The sequence below is a fragment of the Salinarchaeum sp. Harcht-Bsk1 genome, from assembly GCF_000403645.1.
Taxonomy (GTDB): domain Archaea; phylum Halobacteriota; class Halobacteria; order Halobacteriales; family Salinarchaeaceae; genus Salinarchaeum.
This window is the reverse complement of the sequence record NC_021313.1, coordinates 712,664-733,395: the sequence shown is the minus strand read 5'-3', so window position 1 is coordinate 733,395 and position 20,732 is coordinate 712,664. Positions and strand designations below refer to the sequence as shown.

Below are 20,732 nucleotides of genomic sequence, written 5' to 3'. Positions count from 1 at the left end.
ATTTACCGAACGTTCCGAACGTGCGGTTTTTACTGCTTTCGGTCGTTGTGTGCGTATGAGCGAGGACGACGCGCTGGCGGAGCCGGGACCGGCCTGCGAGGGCGGCGAGGACGTCGACGAGGCGGTCGCGAACGCCCGCAACGACGTCATCGCCGCGATGGAACAGGCCGCCACGATGTACGGCCTCCCGCGAAGTGCGGGGCGGATCTACGGACTGCTCTACTTCGCGGAGGAGCCGCTCTCGCTGGACGTGCTCGCCGAGCGAAGCGGGTACGCGAAGTCGACGGTCAGCGACGTCACCAACAGCCTCGAGGAAATCTACTTCGCGCGCCGCGTGAGCGGTGCCGGCGGCGGCAGGAAGTCCTACTTCGAGGCCGAGCGAGACATCTGGTACGCGATGCGGCAGGCGATGCAGGACGCCGGCCGCCGGGAGGTGGAACTGATGCGCCGGACGCTGAGCGAGTCGGAACGCGAACTCGAAGCCGCTCTCGACGCCGCGGAGCGAGCCGCCGACCCCGAGCGCGCGGCAACGATCGCCGACAATCTCGAACGGGTGCGCGACCTCCAGTCGCTCTATCGGCAGTTCGCCGTCTCGCTGGAGCTCTTCGAGCAGTTCCCCGTCGAACGGATGCTCGGGATCCTCGCACGGTTCGCCGACGACGTTGACCACGAGGCGTTCCCCGAGTCAGACGATCCGTCGGGCGACGACCACGAGGAAACCGAAACGTAGCATCGAGGCCCGGCCCGCCCGGCGATCGATTCCAGCGATTCCGAGCCTGCTACCCGGAAGAGCAACCCTTAGGCCCCGGGCCACCGACGCATCGCCCATGACAGACCCCCAGGACCTCGCCGACCGCGTGCTCGACGGTGAGCTCCGACTCTACGAACTCGATGACCAGGCCGACGCCGACGCGGCCGCGACGGCCCGCCGGCTGGTGATCGAGGCCGAGACCGGCGCCGACCTCGAGGCCGTCGGCGAGTACGCCTTCCCGGCCGGGCAGGCCGAGCCGAACATCGAGAACATGCTCGGCGCAGCGCAGGTCCCGATGGGCGTCGTCGGGCCACTCGCGGTCGACGGCGGTGCCGCGAGCGCGGCGGCGACCGACGCCGTGGACGACCCGAACGGCCCACCGGAACACTACCTTCCGCTCGCGACGACGGAGGGCGCGCTGGTCGCCTCGGTCAATCGCGGCGCCAGCGTCATTACTGAGTCCGGCGGTGCAGACGCCCGCGTCGTTGAGAACGGAATGACGCGCGCACCGGTGTTCCGCGTCGCAGGGATCGCCGAGGCCGAGCAGGTCGTCGAGTGGGTCGACGAGCACGAAGCCGACCTGCGGGAGGCCGCCGAATCCACCACGAGCCACGGTGAACTCACCGCGGTCGACCCCTACGTCGTGGGCGACTCCGTCTTCCTGCGATTCGTCTACGACACCAAAGACGCGATGGGGATGAACATGGCGACGATCGCGACGCGCGAGGCCGCCGGACTCGTCGAGGACGAGACCCCGGCCGACCTCGTCGCGCTCTCGGGGAACCTCTGTTCGGACAAGAAGCCTGCCGCGATCAACGCAGTGGAGGGCCGTGGCCGCACGGTCGTCGCGGACGTGACCATCCCCACCGAACTCGTCGAGGAGCGCCTCGGCACGACGCCCGCCGCGATCGAGGAGGCGAACACCCGGAAGAACCTGATCGGCTCGGCGAAGGCCGGCGCGCTCGGGTTCAACGCCCACGCCGCGAACGTCGTCGCCGCGGCGTACCTCGCGACGGGCCAGGACGCCGCCCAGGTCGTCGAGGGCTCGAACGCGATCACGACGATCGAGGACCGCGGCGACGAACTCTACGCGAGCGTCTCGCTGGCGAGCCTCGAAGTCGGAACCGTCGGCGGTGGGACCAACCTCGCGACCCAGTCCGAGGCCCTCGAGGTGCTGGGCTTCGGCGGCGGTGGCGATCCGCCGGGATCGAACGGCGACGCCCTCGCCGAGGTCATCGCAGCGGGTGCGCTGGCGGGCGAACTCTCCCTGCTCGCCGCGCTGGCCTCGCGGCACCTCTCTTCTGCCCACGAGGAACTGGGCCGGTAGTCGGTCTGGTCGGTAGCGGGTGGCCGGCAGCCGACGCGCCGACGTCAGAACCGATTCTGCCGGCGGTCGATAGCCACCGATTGCTCGGCGTCCGTGACGCCGTTCAGCGGACTCGCCGTCGCTTCCGCCGGGAAATCTCCGAGTAACGAAGCCCGCATTCGCCCTGGCTCACGGCATGGATACCGTCGATGCTCGGGCGATCGACGGTCATCTCCCGGACCGGCCGGCAGCGCCCCGAATCCGCCCAGCGGCCGCCTCGCGGGCCCGTGCCGTGCAGGAGGGCCGGTCGCGATGACCGACTTCGAGTGGCTCTCCGAGAACGCCGTTCTCCTGCTCCTCTTCGTCGTCTTCGGCCTGCTGTCCGTGGCGCTCGTGTTCCCCTTCTTCCAGGCGATTCTCGCGGCGGGCCTGCTGGCGTTTCTCCTCGTGCCAGTCAGCGACCGGCTCTCTCGTCGGCTGGGGCCGACAGCGGGCGCGCTCGTGACGGTGTTCCTCCTGTTGCTCCTCGTGCTCGTGCCGGTCGTGCTGGTCCTGCGAATCGCCATCGAACAGGCGGTCGCGCTGGCGGAGACGGCGTCGATTCCGGACGACGCGTTCCTCGAGACCCTCCTCCGGGACTACCTCGGCGTCGAGCGCGACCTCTCGTCGTTTGAACAGCAACTGGGCGAGGTGGCACGGCGAGCCTTCTCCGGCCTCGTCGGTGGCCTGTACGGGTTTCTCGCCGGCATCCCGGCCCTCCTCGTCAACGCCTTCGTGTTCACCTTCGCGCTCTTTTACTTCCTCAGGGACGGCGACCGGCTCGTGGCGTGGATCCGCGAGACGCTGCCGCTGGACGCGGCGACGACCGACCACCTCGTCGCCCGCACCGACGACCTGCTCTGGTCGGCGGTCGTGGGAACCATCGTCGTCGCCGGTCTCCAGGCGGTGCTCACGGTCCTCGGCTTCCTGGTACTGGGGTTCGACGACCTCGTCTTCTGGGGCGTCGTGACCTTCTTCCTCTCCTTGCTCCCGTTGATCGGCGCCTCGATCGTCTGGATTCCGGCGACGCTCCTGCTCGCGGCGGAGGGCCGACCGACTGCCGCGCTCGCACTCGGCGTCTACGGCGCGGTGATCGTCAGCGGCTCGGACAACGTCGTCAGGCCGCTCGCGATGCAACGGGGCGCCGGCCTCAACTCCGGCCTGCTCGTGCTGGGCATCTTCGGCGGCGTCGCCGTCTTCGGCTTCATGGGCCTGTTCGTGGGCCCGGTCGTGCTGGGACTCACGGTGACGATTCTGGAACTCCTCCTCGATGAGGATGCAGAGCTAACCACCACCTGAATGGACGAGCCGGACGCGTCGGTGGTAATCGGTCGAGAAGGGAGCGATCAGCGCCCGGTGACGAGCGGGATGGTTCGGTCCGCACCGATCCACTCGCAGCCGTCGCAATCGAGGATCCCCTGCACGTTCGTCAGGTCGTCGCCACAGTCCGGGCAGGCGGGTCGCGATTCGCCCGCAGCCATCGTGGGGCGGTTCCACGAGGGCAGGTCGCCGCTCGGTGGCGCCGTTGCCGGCCGCGGGGTGGTCCGCTCGGCGACGCCGCCGCGTCGGAGCAGTGCTTCCGGGAGTTCGCCGGTCCGGAGCGACGCGATGGCTTCCGGGACGGTGTAGGTCGTCTCGCCGTCGCTGTGGGGGAAGACGCCGACCAGCCGGTCGCGGTCGTAGACGGCGAGACAGATCGTCGGCGTGACGAGGCGGTCGATGGTGCGCTCGGACGCGATGGAGGTCGTCTCCCGGGTCTGGAACGGCGGGTGGATGCTCACGTCGGCGCGATCGGCCCAGTCGGTGAAGCGGTCGTACTGGTCGAGGACCTCGGGGTGTGGCGTGTCCTCGAGCATCGCCACCTCGCCGGGCCAGCTCCGGAGGAGCAGGGAGTCGATGGTGCCGTCGCGCTCACACTGGCGGAGCGTCTCGATCTTCGCGTCGATCGGTTCGAGGACGAGCGTCGGACGGACGTGACAGGCAATCGTGAGATCTGTGGGGGCTGGCTCGGTAGACATGGGGACACCCGGTTCGACGCTCCGGGAGTGATCCTTCTGCGGGCAGGCGCATAAAATCCCCTCCGTCTCTCAGTACGTGGCAACAACGGCGTGGCGAAGCGAACGGAGCCCGTTGGGTCCACGCCGGTACGCGCGTGCTACTCGGTGACGGCGTCACGCTACGGTGCCGGCGCTCCAAAAGTCTCAGTTCCGCGCGTCCTCGACGGCCCGAACCAGTGCGGCCGCGTTCTCGGTCAGTTGCTCGTAGTCGCCTGCGTCGACGGCGTCGTGGTCCAGGATCGCGCCGCCCGCACCCACGGCCATCGCACCTGCCTCGACGTACTCGCCAGCGTTGCTCGGCCCGACGCCACCCGTCGGGATCACGTTCAGGTGGCCAAGCGGGCCCTTGAGTGCGGAGACGTGCCCGGGACCCCCGGACTTCGCGGGGAACACCTTGACGACGTCCGCGCCGGCCTCGTAGGCCTGCTGGGCCTCGGTCGGGGTGAAGACGCCAGGCGCGACGGGCACGCCGTAGCGGTTGCACGTTTCGACGACGCCGCGATCGAAGGTCGGGCAGACGACGAACTCGGCGCCGGCGGCGATCGCGGCACGGGTCGTCTCCGAATCGAGCACCGTCCCGACGCCGACGAGCGCGTCGTCGCCGACGGTCTCGGTGAGCGTCTCGATCATGTCCATCGCGTCGTGCGAGTCGGCGGTGACCTCGAGTGCGGTGACGCCCCCCTCGACGATCGCTTCTGCGACCTGCTCGACCGTGTCGGGTTCGACGCCGCGCAGGACGGCGACGACGCCGGCCTCCTCGATCCGCTGGAGCGTGTCGTTGACCATGTTCGTCGTTGCGACGGCCGGTGGCTTAAACGCGGCCATCCGGCAGGCGCCCGGTCACTGGCTGGAGCCGTGTATCGAGCGCCGTGGGCGACACGTTCAAAAGAAGTCCATGTCGGGACTCCCCTGCCCGTCCTGGCCCTCCGCCGTCACGTTCTCGCCGATCGCGGCGATGAAGGAGTCGAGGCCGCGGGTCTGGTACCAGACGCGTCCCGGCCCCGAGAAGTCGAGCACGAGGCCTTCCCCGCTGAGGATCGTGGACTTGAGGCCGCCGACGCGGCGAACGTCGAAGTCGACCGAGCCCTCCCAGGCGACCAGGTGCTCGTTGTCGATGGTGTACGTCTCGTCGGCCGATAGCTCCACTGACTCGATGCCGCCGAAGGCCTCGATCAGGACGTCGCCCGTGCCCTTGAGCGCGAGCGGGGTGAGGCCCGCGCCCCCGAGCATGGTCTTCAGCCCGCCGAGTTCGGAGTCGATGTCGATCGCCGGATCGGACGCGAGGTAGCTGCCGTCGACGGCGTAGAGCGTCTCCTCGGCGAGCTGGAAGTGCTTCACGTCGCCGGGGGTCGGCGGCGCGAGCGTGACGGTGCCAGGGCCGTCCTCGGCAGTGAACTCGTTGGCGAACGCCGACTCGCCGCCGAGCATCGACTTGGCGGAGGAGAGCAGGCCGTCTCGACTCGTCGTGGTGTCGACGGCGACGGTCGACGTGTGGCTCACCATCGCGCCTGGCTCCGCGAGGATGGTCTCGCCCATCTCGAGGTCGGCGACGACGTGGGTGTAGGAGGGCTGGTGCGTGAGTTCGATGTTCATGCGTACGCTTCAGTCGGTGGCGCCCGATCGTATTGAATGCTGAGGCGAAGCACGTCGCGTCCATCCGATCGATTCGCCGTGACTGCTCGGATCGAGGGGCGCCGCCCCCGCACTGCACTAGAACTCGACGGCTGCGCCGTCCGTCCAGACCGCTTCGACGTCCCGCACTGCCGAAATATCCTCGAGCGGGTCGCTCCCGAGCGCGAGCACGTCGGCGCGGTTGCCGGCTTCCAGCGTGCCGACGTCGTCGTCCGGGACCGTCCGCGCCGCGATCCGGGTCGCCGACTGAAGCACGTCGTGTTCGTCCATTCCGACCTCGTCGGCGAGCAGTTCGAGTTCGAGTGCGTTCTCGCCGTGGGGGACGAGTTCGGGGCCGAGGAAGTCCGTGCCCGTGGCGATCGGAATCCCGGCGTCGTAGGCGCGCTCGACGGCATCGAAGTGCGACTCGCTGGCCTCGCGGGACTTCTCGAGTCCGTACTCCGGGACGCCGTGGTCGGCACCGTGCTCGATCAGGCGGTACATGATCGCGAGCGTCGGGACGAAGGTCGCGCCGGTCTCCTCGAAGAGGTCGAGGCACTCCTCGTCGAGGTAGAAGCCGTGCTCGATGGTGTCGACGCCGTTCCGGAGTGCGGTCTTGATACCGGGTGCGCCCTGGGCGTGGGAGGCGACCGGAATGCCGACGCGGTGGGCCTCCTCGACGAAGGCCTGGACCTCCGCGTCGGTGAACTGGCTCTGGTCGGGGGCGTCCTTCTCGCTCAGCACGCCCCCGGTCGTCATGATCTTGAGGACGTCGACGCCGTCGCGGATCCGCTTCCTGGCCTCCTTCCGGCACTCGTCGGGGCCGTCGGCGAGCGTGCCGATGCCTCGCTCGCCCCCGGAGACCCACTCGTAGGGTAGGAAGTGGCTGTCGCCGTGGCCGGCGGTCTGGCTGATCGACTGCGCGCTGGTGTAGATTCGCGGGCCCGGGATCGAGCCTTCCGCGACGGCGTCCCGGAGCCCGAGCCCCGTTTGCGATCCGACGTCGCGAACCGAGGTGAACCCCGCCGCGAGGAGGTCGCGGAGGTCCGCGGTCGCTCGGGCCGCGCCCAGTTCCGAAGACTCGATTACCCACTGCATCGGGTCCATAGAGCGCGCGCCAGTGAGGTGCAGGTGCGCGTCGATCAGTCCGGGGGTGACGACGGGATGCGCCTCGTGAGCGGCATCGCCGGTTGCGCTCACGTCCTCCTGCGTTCCGACCTCGTCGATCGTTCCGTCCTCCTCGTCGATCACGATCCGTCCGTCCTCGATCGGTGGCGCGTCGCGTCCGGTGACGAGCAGATCTGCGTCGATGACTCGCATGATCGTTCGTTTGCAACCGTACCGCATAGTCGTTTGCGCCGCGGAACCCGCCGATTCGCGCGAACCGTCGCGTTGTGACCGCCGAATCGGGAGCACCTCCGAGCGGGGACTGCCAAATCGCGAACATCGCTGCGCGGAGCCCGCGACTGCGAGCACCGTCGCGCACGCGAAGACCGCAACACAGTTACCCGCGCCCGAAAAAATCGCTGCCAGATGAGCAACGACATCGACTACACGGACCTGCACGACCCGAACGCGGAGTACACGATGCGCGATCTCTCCGCGGAGACGATGGGCGTGACGGCGAAGCGCGGCGGCGGTCGCGACGTCGAGATCACGGACGTCCAGACGACGATGGTCGACGGGAACTTCCCGTGGACGCTCGTCCGGATCTACACCGACGCGGGCATCGTCGGCACCGGCGAGGCCTACTGGGGCGCAGGCGTCCCCGAAGTGATCGAACGGATGAAGCCGTTCGTCGTCGGCGAGAATCCGCTGGACATCGACCGACTCTACGAGCATCTCATCCAGAAGATGTCCGGCGAGGGCTCCGTCGAGGGCATCACCGTCACCGCGATCGCCGGCATCGAGGTCGCCCTGCACGACCTCGCCGGGAAGATCCTCGAGGTCCCGGCCTACCAGCTCCTGGGCGGCAAGTACCGCGACGAGATGCGCGTGTACTGCGACTGCCACACCGAGGAGGAGGCCGACCCCCAGGCCTGCGCCGAGGAGGCCCGCCGCGTCGTCGACGAACTCGGCTACGACGCCCTGAAGTTCGACCTCGACGTGCCGAGCGGCCACGAGAAGGACCGCGCCAACCGTCACCTCCGACCCGGCGAGATCCGGCACAAGGCCGAGATCGTCGAGGCCGTCACGGAGGAGGTCAAGGACGAGGCCGACGTCGCCTTCGACTGCCACTGGACGTTCTCCGGTGGCTCCGCGAAGCGCCTCGCCGAGGCCATCGAGGACTACGACGTCTGGTGGCTCGAGGATCCCGTGCCCCCGGAGAACCTCGAGGTGCAGGAGGAGGTCACGAAGTCCACCACGACGCCGATCACCGTCGGCGAGAACCGCTACCGCGTCACCGAGGAGCGCCGCCTGATCGAGAACCAGGCCGTCGACATCGTCGCGCCGGACATGCCGAAGGTCGGCGGGATGCGCGAGACCCGGAAGGTCGCCGACGTGGCGAACCAGTACTACGTGCCGGTCGCGATGCACAACGTCTCCTCGCCGGTCGCGACGATGGCGAGCGCCCACGTCGGCGCCGCCATCCCGAACTCCCTCGCCGTCGAGTACCACTCCTACGAACTCGGCTGGTGGGAGGACCTCGTCGAGGAGGACGTCATCGAGGAGGGCTACATCGAGATTCCAGAGGAGCCCGGTCTGGGCCTCACGCTGGACGAGGACGCCGTCGCGGAGCACATGGTCGAGGGCGAGACGCTGTTTGACGAAGCGTAACGGAGTGGAGCTTCGTCAAACTCGCTGAGCTTAGCTCAGCGTTGTTCGATCCTGCGTAAGCAGGATCGAGCTCGCTGGACGAGCGAAGCGAATCCGGATCGAACTCCCGACGCTTCGATTCGCGGCCATCGACGAGGTGCAGCCTCGTGACGTCTCGTCGACGGAGGGGCCGAGCGTTGCTACTCCTTCGGCGTTCGACGATCCTGTGTCAAGCGGACCGTGACCGTCCACGGCGAACGAGACAAGCGCCCGACTGGCCGCGATTCTCTCGATAGATAATCGGCTCCCTATCTTTACCTTGTACGACGAGCTGAGTGCCGATGAGATACTTACTGATGAGCGGATCCGATGCTGCACGCGAGTTCGACAAGTCGCACAGGATTCGGACGTCCGTCGGCCGTCGACAGCTTCTCGCCGCCGTCTCCGGCCTCGCAGGCCTCGCCGGCTGTTCGGCGCTGTCGGACGACGACGGATCCGACGGCGGATCCGACGACGGGCACGGCCCTGTCGTCGCCGACGCCGGTGAGGAGGCCGAAACCCAGACCGTCGATACCGTCGCCGTCGGGGAGACCAGGGGACGGGTTGCATCGGGCGGCGCCTCGATCGGCCGGGTCCAGATGGCCGTCCAGCTCGCGCAAGGCTCCGAGCAGGTCGACCTCTCGGCGATGACAATCCAGTACGTTGCCCACGACGCCTCGGTGACACTGGCCCACCAGAGCACGTCGACGGACGGCGAACCGGCGTTCGGCACCCGGGCGGTCTCGGCCGAGGACGAGCACGACGCAGTCCTCGAATCGGCGTCGGACGAGTACGAGATCGTGGTTCCACTCGGGGACGCGGCGGGGGAGTATCCGGCGCTCCGCCGGCTCGAGCCGGGTACCGCTGCCCAACTGACGCTGGCGCCCGACACCGACGCCCAGCGGGTTGTCAGGGTAGAGGTCCCCTCATCGCTCGGCGACGTTGAGGCAGGTGAGACCGTTGCACTGTGAGGGCACCGGCTCCTGTTAGTCCCACCGTGCGCCCCGACGATCAGCGGCATCGTCTGATCTCTCGCTCACGAAACAGGAAACCAGTTCAGCGAGCCCTTACGGTGCTGGGGTGTTTCGAATCGAATAATGCAATCCGACGGTTCACCGACTGTGGTCGCGATCTGCGGCAGTCTTCGCGACGCGAGCAAGACGAGAATCGCGTTACGTGAGGTCCTCGACGCCGCGAGCGATGCGGGCGCCGAGACGGAACTGATCGACCTCCGCGAGTACGACCTCCCGGTCTTCGACGCCGACGACCGGGACGCGGGCGACGCGCCGGACCTCAAGCGGACGGTCGAGCGGGCCGACGCGGTCGTCTTCGGCACGCCGAACTACCACGGCTCCTTCTCGGCGCCGCTGAAGAACGCACTCGATTACTGCGGCCGCGACGAACTCGCTGGCTCGACCGTCGGCCTGCTGGAAGTCGCGGGCGGCGACTACCCGAAGTCGGCGATGATGCACCTCCGGACGGTCGCGCGGACGCTCAACGCCTGGACCCTCCCGCTGGAGGTCGGGATTCCCGCGGCGTACGACACGGTCGGCGACGACGGCATCGAGGATCCGGACATCGAATCTCGCGTTCGCGAACTCGGGGCGCAACTGGTCGATTACGCGGGCGTCGACGCCTATCCCGAGGTCGCCGGAACGCCGGCGGAAGCGCCGCTGGCCGACGACGATTGAGCAATCGGACTTTCCCTCCTAGCAGATCGGTTTCGGATCCATCCCCATTCCGTCGAGGGCGTCGGCGTAGTCGTCGTACGCGACCTGGATCGTGTACTCGGTGACGCCCGCCGCCGTCTCCCAGTCCTCGTCGGTCTCACAGAGCGATTCGAGGAGGTCGAGCCCCGACTGGAGCGAGCCGTCGGTGTCCTCGCGGAGGTCCCGGAACAGGTTCGCACGCCGTCGATCCCCCTCGTTGACGAAGAAGCTGATCACCTGCAGGTGTGTGCGATCGCTGACGAGCCCCCGACCGACGAGTCCGGCCGCCCGGGCGATCGCGTCGTCCTGCTGGCGAAGGTGCGCGTGCAGCGGTCCGCCGTCGGCCGGCTCGAAGTCCTCGGGGAGGTGCTCGGCGACGCGTTCGTAGTGCTCGGCCTCCTGCTCGGCGACGTCGGCGAAGACCTCGCGGGCCCGCTCGTCGTCCTCGGAGTCGGCCCACTGCTCGAAGGTGTTGCGGGCGGAGTGCTCGCTCGCCGCTGCGGCTTCGAGGACTCCCTCCTCGCTGAGGTCGGCGTCCGTCAGCGCGATCAGGAGCTTCTCCGATCCCAGGCGGTCGAGTTCGGTGGCTTTCTCGTCCGTGACTCGCTCGCGGAAGGCCTCGCCGTCCATGCGCAGTTGTTGCTTCGGGACTGCATTGAGCGTTCGGACGGAACTGAGCAGTTTGCGCTCGAACTGGAGGATCGACCGCCACCGCACATTTACCCCCTCGCCGGGCGTACGCAGGTGCATGGCCGAGTCCATCGAACCGGTCGACCTCGCCGAACGCATCGCGCGCGGCGAGCGGATCGGGATCGTCGACGTGCGTAACCGCGAGGAGTTCGAGGAGTGGCACGTCGAGGGGCCCGCGGCCGAGGTTTCACAGATCCCCCACGCGCAGTTCCTCCAGGCCCAGGTCCGCGGCGGTGCCGCCGACCTCGTCGCCGACGTCCCCGAACCGATCGTCACGGTCTGCGCGATCGGCGAGGCCAGCGATCACGCCGCGGAGTTGCTTCGCGACGCTGGCCTCGACGCGATGAACCTCACGGGCGGCATGGAGGCCTGGGCCGACGTCCTCCTCGCGCGATCCCTCGACGCGCCCGACGGCGCGGAGATCATGCAGTACCAGCGCCCCGCGACTGGCTGTCTCGGCTACCTCGTCGTCGACGGCGAGGAAGCGGCCGTGGTCGATCCGCTCGGCGCCTTCGCGGATCGCTACCCCGACCACGCAGCGGAATCGGGTGCGGAGCTACGGTACGCGATCGACACGCACGTCCACGCAGACCACGTCAGCGGGGTCGCCGACGTGGCAGAGCGCAGTGACGCCGAACCCGCCATTCCAGCGGGCGCCTGGGACCGTGGGTTCGACAGCGACCTCGAGTACACCGCCCTCGACGACGGTGACGTCCTCGAACTCGGCGAGCAGACGACGATCCGTGCGATCCACGCCCCCGGCCACACCGGCGAGATGACCGCGCTGCTCGTCGAGCGTGCGGGTGGGAGCGGAGCGGAGCCGGAATCTGGCGACCGGCCGGGCACACTGCTCACGGGCGACAGCCTGTTCGTCGACGGCGTCGCGCGCCCGGACCTGGAGGCCGACGTCGATCCGGAGGAAGCGGCTGCGACGCTCCACGAGACGCTGCAGGCACTCCGCGAGCGGTTGCCCAGTCGGACGCTCGTCGCGCCGGGGCACGTCAAACAGCAGACCGAACCGACCGTCGACGGCACCTACGTCGCGGAACTCGGCACCCTCGCCGAGCGCCTCGAAGCGTTCGACCTCGACGCCGACGCGTTCGTCCGGTCCGTCACCGACGACCTCCCGCCACCGCCGGCGAACGCCGAGCGGATCGTCGCGGCGAACCTCGGCCACGAGGCGATCGACGACCTCGACGAAATCGAACTCGGCCCGAACAACTGCGCGGCCTGAACCGTCGGCGGATCGCACGCAGCGAGGTCACTCTCGCATCGTCACCCGGAACTGGCTCCACGAAGCGCGGCCGAGTCGACCCGTCCGGCGACGTACACGAGGGTCACCACCAGCAACGTCGCGCCGATCGGCAGGAGCCACGCCAGCAAGCCGACGAGGAGGCTCCCCGCCTGGATGCCGAGCACGATCAGCAGCGTCGGCGCACAGCACGCCGAGCCGCCCAGCAGTGCCGGAATCGCCGCTGCCAGCCCCGTCCCGGCGCCGACCCCGCAGGACTTCGGTTGCGTGATCGCGAGGAAGGAGAGCGCGAGATTTGTACCGACGAGGACCGCGAGGCCCAACCCGAGCAGCGTATTCAGCGGCGAGAACAGGAGCTGTCCTGCGGAGAACTCCACGAGTGCGATCGGCTCGTGGGTGTAGGGACCGGGCCCCGGTTCGAGCATTCGCTGCCACGGCTCCGCGACGGTCGTGATCCCCCACCCTGCGGCCTCGAACTCGAGATCTCCCATCGCGTAGAGGAACGCGAGCAGGTAGGCGAGCGTGCCGACCACGAGTACTGCGAGGGGGCGCCACCGGGTCGCGACGAGCAGCAGGACCCGGGCGCGGTGCTGAAGCCCAGCGAGCACGCGGTGGAGTGGACCGGGATTGGTGGTCGTGGTCATGCCGTCACGAGTGCTGTATTCGGGTAGTCTGCCGCCCATGCGAACCACATGGCGTCGAAGCTGATCACGCGCTCCAGTGGGAGCGACTCGGGATCGAAGGCCTCGCCGTCGACGGTCGGCCGCTCGCCGTCGTGGCCGAGGTCGCGGTCCTCCGCGTTCCGGTAGACGACGGCGGTGTCGAGGCTCGGTTCGTAAACGGCGACGAAGGGCGTCCCGCCGACGGTCGTCTCACGGACGCCGGCGCTCCGGATCGCCTCCTTCTCGATTGCGAGCGCGCCGTCGGCGGTCCGTGCACCCATCACCACCGTCTTCGGGTGGAGGCGGTCGTCCTCGTTGGTCACGTCGAAGAAGATCCCCCGGTTCTGGTAGTAGGCGTCTTTCGGGTTGTACTCGCCGTAGGGGTCGTCGCCGTAGTCCCGGACGTAGCCGGTGTCCTCGGAGAGGATCGCGGTGTCGGGGTGGGCCCCGGTCCAGCGGCCGAACGTCGTCCAGGTGACCTCGAACTCCTGGAGTTCGTGGCCGACGTGATCGCCGGCGATCGCCGTCGCGAGGATCTGGGGCCACCAGGACTCCGTCGCCCGGTCGTACATGACGAGGTTGTCGTTCAGGAGGTTCCCGGAGACGCCGAACTCGGTGTCGCCCCGACGGAACCCCTGGACCGTCCCGGTGAGCGGACAGTACGTGATCGCGACCGGTTCGTCGCCGAGGCGGTCGTTGACGATTTCGTGGTGGACCAGGACGCGCTGGGGGTATGCCTTGGCCTCGCCGTTCCGCTCGACGCCGAACACCGGATCGCCGTCGTCGAGACCAGCCGAGTTCGGGGACTCGAACGACGGGTCGTCGATCGAGGGGATCCCGTCCTGACTGACCCCGCCGTTGAGCACGGCGTCGCGAAGCTCCTGCATGGAATAGGCACGCGGAAGGTTCCGCTCGGCGGTCGGCGGTGACGGACCGACTGCCGCGTCGGGATCGGAGGACGGCGGATCGGCGCTCCCGCCCTGCTCGAGGCAGCCGGCGAGTCCGACGGCGCCCGCCGTCGCGAGACCTGCTATCGCCTCGAGGACGGTTCGTCTGGAGGGCATTCGAGGCGGTGCTACGCTACGATCGTTCCTAACGGCACGCCGATCGTGTGGTGGTGTCGCACGAACACCCGAGCGACGGTCTCGTCGCACTTCCGAGCAGGTTCACGGAGAGAAGCAGCGCCGCCGGAACGACCCTCGACTCAGTCGTCCGCGGCAGCCGTCGCGTCGCCAGTGGTCTCGGCGTCGTCCTCGATGCTCGGCGGGTACACGCCGCGATCGAGTTTCAGGTCGGACTGCGGGCGGGCCATACAGGTCAGCGCGAACCGCTCGGCCTCATCCTCGGTCAGCGCACGGGCCGCGGGCTGGGTGACCTCGCCCTCCAGGATCTCCGCGGAGCAGGCCAGGCACATCCCCACGCGGCAGGAGTACTCCTGGGCGATCCCCTCCTCGATGCACCGCGAGAGGATCGTCTCGGTGTCGGCGACCGTGATCGTCTCGCCGGTCCCGACGAACTCGACGGTGTAGTCGGTCATTGTGCTCGAATGGTTCGTCCCCCGGCAAAACCGTTTCCCTGCGACTCCCGGTCGGTGGGACTGCGGGATCGCGGCCACCGGCGTATAAAGAGTTTTCTCGCTCGGTGTCGCATCGGCGAACATGCCAGACTACGACGTGGTCGTTGCCGGCGCCGGCACCGCAGGGTGCTACGCGGCTGCGACCGCGGCCCAGGCCGGTCTCGACGTCGCGATCGTCGAGCGGAAATCGGAGGAAGAGGCCGGCCACATCGCCTGCGGCGACGCGTTGAAGGGGGCTGACGCGTTCCCGGAGTCGATCCCGAAAGAGCGCATCGAACCGGCGTTCACCAACACCGGCGTCGACCACGGCCGGTTCGAGATCCCGTCCGAGGACACCGTCCTCGAGATCCCGGTCCCCGGCGAACTCGCGGTCATCGATCGCTGGGAGTACGGCCGCCGGATCATCGACGCGGCCGACGACGCTGGCGTCGACATCCACTACGACACCGTGGTCCAGACGGTTCTCCAGGAGGACGACAGTGGCGAACCGAGCCCCGACGGTTCTGGCCGCGTCACTGGCCTGAAAGCCACGCGCAAGGGCGAGCCCGTCGAGTACGACGCAGGGGTCGTGATCGACGCCGCCGGCGCGCTCAGCCTGCTCCAGGACGAGACGGACTTCGAGGACACCACGTTCGACACGAACGTCACCTACAGCCAGTTCTGCTCGGCCTATCGCGAGATCGTTCACGTCGAGGAGCCCGTCGAGTGGGAGGACGCCCTCGTGTTCAAGCCGACCGAGCGCGCCGCGGGCTACCTCTGGTACTTCCCTCGCACCGAAACCGAGATCAACGCGGGTCTCGGCTTCCAGATGACCGAAGAGCCGATGCAGCTGGTCGACGATCTCAAGCGCGACCTCCGGGAGCGTCCCGAGTTCGAGGGCGCGGAGGTCGAGGACAAACTCGGCGCCGCGCTCCCCACCCGTAGACCATACGACTCCGCGGTCGCCCCCGGCTACATGGCCGTCGGCGACGCCGCCGGGCACGTCAACCCCACCACCGGCGGCGGGATCGCCGGCGCCGCGTACGCGGGCAAGTACGCCGCCGAGGCCGCGATGGACGCGCTCTCCAACGGTGGCCCGACCGAGGACGCGCTCTGGGAGTACAACGAGCGCGTGATGGACCACTTCGGCGCGCGCTACGCCGCCCTCGACGTCTACAACATCCTCTCGACCGCGGTCGACATCGACGAGATGATGGGCCTGCTCGCGGCGATGCCCGGCGAGAAGATCGCCGAGTCGCTCTACGAAGGCTCGACCAGCCTCTCCTGGCGGCTCAAGGCCCGGATGGCCATCGACAGCTTCGGTTACTGGCGGGACATCTACGGGCTCTACAAGACCAAGTCCGTCGCCGACGACCTCCTCGCCCACTACGAGCAGTACCCGAGTTCGCCCGCCGCCTTCGACGACTGGCAGGCCGAGCGCGACGAGATCATGGACCGGGTCTACGCCACCACCGGCGCGGATCCGAAGTACTGACTCGTGTCGGGTGGCGCCTTCGGTGGCGACGGATTCGCCGCTTCCGGGGCCGACGGCGAGTCGTTCTCGACCACGCACGTTCCGCTCGTGGGCGACGCCCGCGACCTGCCGTTGCCCGACGACTCCGTCGAACTGGTCGTCACCTCGCCGCCGTACCCGATGATCGAGCAATGGGACGACCTGTTCGCGAGCCTCGATCCCGCGATCGCCGAGGCCCTGGGCCTCGAAATCGGTGACGGCGAGGACTCGTTCGACGGCGACGACCGCGCGGACGACCTCGACGGCGAGGCGGCCTTCGACGCGATGCACGACATCCTCTACGCCGCCTGGGAGGAGGTCCAGCGCGTGCTCGTCCCCGGTGGCATCGCCTGCGTCAACGTCGGCGACGCGACTCGGACGCTCGATCGCTTCCGGGTCTACCAGAACCACGCCCGTATCGTCGACGCCTTCGCGGACCTCGGATTCGACCCCCTCCCCGAGATCCTCTGGCGCAAGCCCGCCAACAGCGCCGCGAAGTTCATGGGATCGGGGATGGTGCCCCCGAACGCGTACGCCACTCTGGAGCACGAGTACGTCCTCGTCTTCCGTAACGGCGAGCGTCGCTCGTTGGAACCCGGTGCGGATCGTCGGTACGAAGCCGCCTACTTCTGGGAGGAACGCAACGAGTGGTTCTCCGACGTCTGGACGGACGTACGGGGCGAGCGCCAGGCGCTCGGCGACGGGCCGGTGGCCGACGACACCGTCAGGGAGCGCTCGGCGGCCTATCCCATCGAGATCCCCCACCGTCTCGTGAACATGTTTTCAGTCTACGGCGACACCGTGCTCGACCCGTTCTGGGGGACTGGAACGACCACGACGGCGGCGATGGCGTCGGGACGGCACTCGGTCGGTATCGAGCGTGACCCAGTCCTGCTTCGGGCCTTCGAGGACGGGGTCGAGACAGTTCCGCAGCGGTCGCGAGCGATCGCGGCCGATCGCCTCGCTGCACACCGCGAGTTCGTGGCGAACCGACGAGCAGCGGGCGACGAGCTCGGCTACGACGCCGAATTCTACGACGTGCCGGTCAGGACGAAACAGGAGCGCCGGCTCCGGCTCTACGCGGTCGAGTCGGTCGATCGGACGGCGGCGGGCTATCGATGTCGACACGTTCCAGCCGAGCAAGAGTGACCGGCGGCCACTCGACAGCGACCAGGTTGCTACGATGGCTCCACTCCTGACTCGTGTGCTTCGAGTGGTTCCCAGCCGCTAACCGCGTTGGTAGCATCGGCCTACCGGGACCCACCCAGAACAGGCACCGAGTCAAAAAGCACATAGCCGTCCTTGCTGTCGCACCCGTATGGACGCGATCGTCCTCGCCGGCGGGTACGCCACCAGACTCTGGCCGATCACCCGCCATCGCCCGAAGATGTTCCTCCCCATCGGTGAGTCGACGGTCATCGATCGCATCTTCGAGGAACTCGAAGCCGACGACCGCATCGACGACGTCTACGTCTCGACGAACGAGCGCTTCGCCGAGGAGTTCGAGATCCACCTCGAGGAGTCCTCTTTCGAGAAGCCCCAGCTCTCCGTCGAGGAGACGACGGAGGAATCCGAGAAGTTCGGCGTCATCGGCGCGCTCGCCCAGCTCGTCGATCGCGAGCGCCTGACCGACGACACGCTCGTCATCGCCGGCGACAACCTCATCAGCTTCTCCGTCTCGGAGTTCGTCGACGAGTTCCAGTCGGTGGGCACGCCCACCATCGCCGCGTACGACGTTGGCTCCAGGGATCGCGCGACGTCCTACGGCGTTATCGACGTCGACGACGGCCGCGTGGTCGACTTCGAGGAGAAGCCCGAACAGCCTGCGAGCACGCTCGTCTCGATCGCGTGTTACGGCTTCCCGGCGGACACCTTGGGGCTCCTCCAGACGTATCTCGCCGGGGACAACAACCCCGACGAGCCCGGGTGGTTCGTCCAGTGGCTCGTCGACCGCGAGCGCGTCAACGCCTTCACCTTCGACGAGGCGTGGTTCGACATCGGCACGCCAGACTCCTATCTCGACGCAGTCTCCTGGTATCTCGACGGCGGACAACTGGTCCACCCCTCGGCGACCGTCGAGAACTCCGACCTCGGCGAGAACGTCCACGTCATGGCCGACGCGGAGATCGTCGACACGGAACTCGAACGAGCGATCGTCTTCCCCGAGGCCACGTTGCACTCCTGTGAGATCCGCTCGTCGATCATCGACGAGGAGACCGTCCTCGAGAACCTCAACCTCGCCGGCGCGCAGATCGGGGCGCACACGCGGATCGCCAACGGCGGGGAGTGAGGGCCTCGAACGGGGTCGCAACGCCACCGGCCACCAGCAGGTCGGCAGCACGCTTATTTTGCCGAATCTCGTACGAACGTCTATGAAGAATCGGTGCCCGGGCTGTGGCGAACTGTTCCACCTCGACGATCAGACGACCCGCGTCTGGGAGTATCGCTGTCCGTACTGTCACCGGACAGAAATCGTGCCGGCGCCCACTGCCTGAATCCGCGTTTTCGTTTCCAGAGACCGGGCGCGTCGCCATGTTAGCGCTTCCCACGCCGCCCGAACCGTTGATAGGCTCGCCCTCACAGCTTGTAGCATGACCGATCACGGCTACGACGAGCAGATGGCGGCGATCTACGACGCGATGACGGCTGCCCGCGACGACGACGTGGAGTTCTACGTCGACCGTGCGACCGCCGCCGATGGCCCGGTTCTCGAACTCGCCGTCGGCAGCGGCCGCATCTACCTCGACGTCCTCGAATCGGGCGTGGACGCGGACGGCGTCGACGTCTCGCCGGAGATGCTCGACGTTCTCCGGGATCGCGCCGCCGCCCGCGGCCTCGATGCCACCGTCTGGGAGGGCGACATGACCGACCTCGCGGGGACGACGGATCGAGCGATCGAGGGCCGGTACGACCTCGTCTACTGTCCGTTCAACGCGCTCCAGCACGCCCGCTCCGTCGACGACCAGCAGGCGGTCTTCGAGTCCGTCTACGACGCCCTCGTTTCCGGCGGCCGGTTCGTCTTCGACGTGTTCGTCCCCAACTTCGAACTGATCGAGGCGACCTACGGCGAGTGGCAGCCCCAGACCGTCGACTTCCGGGGTTCCGAGCACGAACTCCGCACCCGGAGCCAGTTCGTCGACGAACCTCGCCAAATCGTCGAGGTGGAGAACCAGCTCCGCGACCTCGACGGCGAGGTCGTCCACGAGACGAGCCACCGGATCAGCCCGCTTCCCTACCAACAGGTGGAACTCCTCGCTCGGGCGTCGCCGTTCGACTCGTGGGACGTACAGGGCGGGTTCGACGGCAAAGCCCTCGAAGACGGCGACGCAGTCCAGGTCTGGACGCTGGAGCGGGAGGCCTGAACCACGAGCTTTCACAGTCCACCGGGGATTTCGTGTGACTCGACCACTCTCCGCCGGGTGGGACTGGAAGGGGGCTTCCAAGCGGTTTGCTGTCGCGTTACTTGCGTCGCGATCGAAAGCTCGCTTTACTCACTCCAGCCAGGCGTCCTCGATCACGAGGTGTCCGCGGGTTCCCTCCCAGACCGTCGACGTCTCCAGTTCGATCCGGCGATCCATGTGCGGCCCGTCGACGACGAGCGTCTCGAACTCGCCGCCCTCGCCGAGCAGGTGGACGCCGTACTCCGTCCCCAGCTCCCGGAGCTCGTCGAGCGCCTCCCGATCCAGCGTTCGCCCGAGCCAGTCCTCACCGAGCCCCGCTGCCGCGACCTGAATGATCCGAATCTCGAAGCCCGCGTCGAGCATCTCGGCGGCCAGCTCCTCGGGATCCCGCTGCCAGAGCGGTGCGAACAGCTCCACGTCGAGTCGCTCTGCCATCGCCTCGATCCGGCTGGTCTGGAACTCGCTCTCGATCGCGCCCGCGGTGATGCCCGCGAGGCCGCCGTCGCCGCTCGCTTCGAGGTCGGCGTCCAGTTCGGCCAGTGCAGCCTCCAGCGGTTCTAGCTCAGCGTCGCCCTGTGCACCCGAGTCCACCGTCTCCGCTGCGTCGAGGTCGCCCGGATCGACCTCCACCAGTTCGATCCCGATGGACTCCGCGGCCAGTTCGGCGAGGTCGGTCGCCGGAACGTGGTACATGTAGGAGTCCTCGCCAGGATGGACCGTGACGAGGCGTTCGACGGGGAGGCCCTCCTCCAGTGCTCGATAGCACGCCCAGGATGAGTCCTTGCCGCCGGAGAAGAGGCTCGCCCAGACGCCCTGCGTCATTGGGATATCTCCGAGTCGATCGCACTTACCGGCTGCGATGCTGGTCGTCGTCATCGAAACTGACTCCTCGCTCGCTCGAGGGTGCCCTGCATGGACGAGTTCGCGTACGTCGTCAACGTCGACGTCGCCGTGCATCGGGACGACGAGTACTTGTTCATCGAACGCGGCGCCGACGAGGAGCACGCAGCGGGCCTGCTGGGGTTCCCCGGCGGCAAACTCGAGTCCGATCCAGGAACGGCAGACGCCATCGAAGCGACGGCGATCCGGGAAGTCGAGGAGGAAGTCGGTGTCGTCGTCGAATCCCCCAGCTACGTCCATAGCTCGACGTTCACGGCGGACGAGGGGACGACCTGTCTCAACGTCCTCACGCGTGTGGCCTACGTCGAGGGTCGGGCTCGCCCGTGTGCCGGCGAGGAAGTCGATGCCGTCCACTGGTTGACGCCATCGGAACTCGCCGGCCTCGACGGCGTGCCCTCCTTCACCAGGACGTACCTCGAACGCGTCGAGGCGGATCGCGATGCTGCGACCGAGGCCTGAGCCGGCACGCCCGGACTGCCTGGCTCGACCA

The 20,732-nt window shown here is 68.1% G+C and carries 22 protein-coding genes; 13 read left to right on the top strand and 9 right to left on the bottom strand.

The window, feature by feature from the left end; genetic code table 11:
• Window positions 1-55: 55 nt before the first annotated feature.
• From L593_RS03545 to L593_RS03535, 3 genes are all read left to right on the top strand, one after another.
• Window positions 56-730, top strand: coding sequence for a GbsR/MarR family transcriptional regulator (locus L593_RS03545; RefSeq protein WP_020445556.1), 675 nt, complete (start codon window positions 56-58; stop codon window positions 728-730).
• 97 nt (window positions 731-827) lie between these two features.
• A complete protein-coding gene (hmgA, locus tag L593_RS03540) occupies window positions 828-2,078 on the top strand; it encodes a hydroxymethylglutaryl-CoA reductase (NADPH) (RefSeq protein WP_020445555.1) in 1,251 nt (416 codons plus the stop codon).
• A gap of 291 nt (window positions 2,079-2,369) precedes the next feature.
• Entirely contained in the window at window positions 2,370-3,395 is a 1,026-nt protein-coding gene (locus tag L593_RS03535) for an AI-2E family transporter (RefSeq protein WP_020445554.1), read from the top strand.
• A gap of 47 nt (window positions 3,396-3,442) precedes the next feature.
• Here L593_RS03535 and L593_RS03530 read toward each other — a convergent pair whose 3' ends face one another.
• The 4 genes from L593_RS03530 to L593_RS03515 all read right to left on the bottom strand — a co-directional run bounded on the left by L593_RS03530 (window position 3,443) and on the right by L593_RS03515 (window position 7,084).
• Window positions 3,443-4,114 (bottom strand): HTH domain-containing protein, encoded by a 672-nt coding sequence (locus tag L593_RS03530; protein WP_020445553.1) that lies wholly within the window; start codon window positions 4,112-4,114, stop codon window positions 3,443-3,445.
• 183 nt (window positions 4,115-4,297) lie between these two features.
• Entirely contained in the window at window positions 4,298-4,939 is a 642-nt protein-coding gene (locus L593_RS03525) for a bifunctional 4-hydroxy-2-oxoglutarate aldolase/2-dehydro-3-deoxy-phosphogluconate aldolase (RefSeq protein WP_049893824.1), read from the bottom strand.
• 96 nt (window positions 4,940-5,035) lie between these two features.
• Window positions 5,036-5,746 carry a TIGR00266 family protein gene (locus L593_RS03520; RefSeq protein ID WP_020445551.1) on the bottom strand — a complete coding sequence of 237 codons (711 nt, stop codon included), beginning with the start codon at window positions 5,744-5,746 and terminating at the stop codon, window positions 5,036-5,038.
• A gap of 117 nt (window positions 5,747-5,863) precedes the next feature.
• The gene (locus L593_RS03515) at window positions 5,864-7,084 is read right to left on the bottom strand and encodes an amidohydrolase family protein (protein WP_020445550.1); all 1,221 of its coding nucleotides are present in this window, start codon (window positions 7,082-7,084) and stop codon (window positions 5,864-5,866) included.
• Between the two features lie 213 nt (window positions 7,085-7,297).
• Here L593_RS03515 and L593_RS03510 point away from each other — a divergent pair, with 213 nt between their 5' ends.
• The 3 genes from L593_RS03510 to L593_RS03500 all read left to right on the top strand — a co-directional run bounded on the left by L593_RS03510 (window position 7,298) and on the right by L593_RS03500 (window position 10,251).
• Window positions 7,298-8,542: a mandelate racemase/muconate lactonizing enzyme family protein gene (locus L593_RS03510; protein ID WP_020445549.1), complete on the top strand. Its 1,245-nt coding sequence runs from the start codon at window positions 7,298-7,300 to the stop codon at window positions 8,540-8,542.
• 335 nt (window positions 8,543-8,877) lie between these two features.
• Window positions 8,878-9,531 carry a hypothetical protein gene (locus L593_RS03505; protein WP_020445548.1) on the top strand — a complete coding sequence of 218 codons (654 nt, stop codon included), beginning with the start codon at window positions 8,878-8,880 and terminating at the stop codon, window positions 9,529-9,531.
• 126 nt (window positions 9,532-9,657) lie between these two features.
• On the top strand, window positions 9,658-10,251 hold the full coding sequence (locus L593_RS03500; RefSeq protein ID WP_020445547.1) for an NADPH-dependent FMN reductase: 594 nt from the start codon (window positions 9,658-9,660) through the stop codon (window positions 10,249-10,251).
• Window positions 10,252-10,269: 18 nt separating this feature from the next.
• Here the strand turns inward: L593_RS03500 and L593_RS03495 are convergent, their stop codons facing one another.
• The gene (locus L593_RS03495; protein ID WP_049894282.1) at window positions 10,270-10,899 is read right to left on the bottom strand and encodes a transcription antitermination protein; all 630 of its coding nucleotides are present in this window, start codon (window positions 10,897-10,899) and stop codon (window positions 10,270-10,272) included.
• Window positions 10,900-11,017: 118 nt separating this feature from the next.
• On the opposite strand from L593_RS03495, the gene L593_RS03490 reads away from it, so the two are divergent.
• Complete coding sequence (locus tag L593_RS03490; protein ID WP_020445545.1) at window positions 11,018-12,193, top strand: MBL fold metallo-hydrolase; 1,176 nt, start codon at window positions 11,018-11,020, stop codon at window positions 12,191-12,193.
• Between the two features lie 41 nt (window positions 12,194-12,234).
• On the opposite strand, the gene L593_RS03485 is transcribed toward L593_RS03490, so the two are convergent.
• From L593_RS03485 to L593_RS03475, 3 genes are all read right to left on the bottom strand, one after another.
• On the bottom strand, window positions 12,235-12,855 hold the full coding sequence (locus L593_RS03485; protein WP_020445544.1) for a hypothetical protein: 621 nt from the start codon (window positions 12,853-12,855) through the stop codon (window positions 12,235-12,237).
• Window positions 12,852-13,937, bottom strand: coding sequence for a DUF3179 domain-containing protein (locus L593_RS03480; protein ID WP_020445543.1), 1,086 nt, complete (start codon window positions 13,935-13,937; stop codon window positions 12,852-12,854). The genes L593_RS03485 and L593_RS03480 overlap by 4 nt, the downstream gene beginning before the upstream one ends.
• Before the next feature lie 140 nt (window positions 13,938-14,077).
• Window positions 14,078-14,410, bottom strand: coding sequence for a 2Fe-2S iron-sulfur cluster-binding protein (locus tag L593_RS03475; RefSeq protein WP_020445542.1), 333 nt, complete (start codon window positions 14,408-14,410; stop codon window positions 14,078-14,080).
• Window positions 14,411-14,531: 121 nt separating this feature from the next.
• Between L593_RS03475 and L593_RS03470 the strand changes: the two genes are divergently transcribed.
• The 5 genes from L593_RS03470 (at window position 14,532) to L593_RS03455 (ending at window position 19,303) form a co-directional block, all read left to right on the top strand.
• Entirely contained in the window at window positions 14,532-15,923 is a 1,392-nt protein-coding gene (locus L593_RS03470; protein ID WP_020445541.1) for a geranylgeranyl reductase family protein, read from the top strand.
• Window positions 15,924-16,010: 87 nt separating this feature from the next.
• A complete protein-coding gene (locus L593_RS03465; RefSeq protein ID WP_049894280.1) occupies window positions 16,011-17,090 on the top strand; it encodes a site-specific DNA-methyltransferase in 1,080 nt (359 codons plus the stop codon).
• 169 nt (window positions 17,091-17,259) lie between these two features.
• Window positions 17,260-18,231: a sugar phosphate nucleotidyltransferase gene (locus tag L593_RS03460; RefSeq protein WP_020445539.1), complete on the top strand. Its 972-nt coding sequence runs from the start codon at window positions 17,260-17,262 to the stop codon at window positions 18,229-18,231.
• Window positions 18,232-18,313: 82 nt separating this feature from the next.
• Entirely contained in the window at window positions 18,314-18,436 is a 123-nt protein-coding gene (locus L593_RS16375) for a hypothetical protein (RefSeq protein WP_255347061.1), read from the top strand.
• 96 nt (window positions 18,437-18,532) lie between these two features.
• Window positions 18,533-19,303, top strand: coding sequence for a class I SAM-dependent methyltransferase (locus tag L593_RS03455; RefSeq protein WP_020445538.1), 771 nt, complete (start codon window positions 18,533-18,535; stop codon window positions 19,301-19,303).
• Between the two features lie 129 nt (window positions 19,304-19,432).
• On the opposite strand, the gene L593_RS03450 is transcribed toward L593_RS03455, so the two are convergent.
• Window positions 19,433-20,164 carry a diphthine--ammonia ligase gene (locus L593_RS03450; protein WP_049893822.1) on the bottom strand — a complete coding sequence of 244 codons (732 nt, stop codon included), beginning with the start codon at window positions 20,162-20,164 and terminating at the stop codon, window positions 19,433-19,435.
• Window positions 20,165-20,254: 90 nt separating this feature from the next.
• Between L593_RS03450 and L593_RS03445 the strand changes: the two genes are divergently transcribed.
• Window positions 20,255-20,701 (top strand): NUDIX domain-containing protein, encoded by a 447-nt coding sequence (locus L593_RS03445; RefSeq protein WP_020445536.1) that lies wholly within the window; start codon window positions 20,255-20,257, stop codon window positions 20,699-20,701.
• Window positions 20,702-20,732 lie beyond the last annotated feature (31 nt).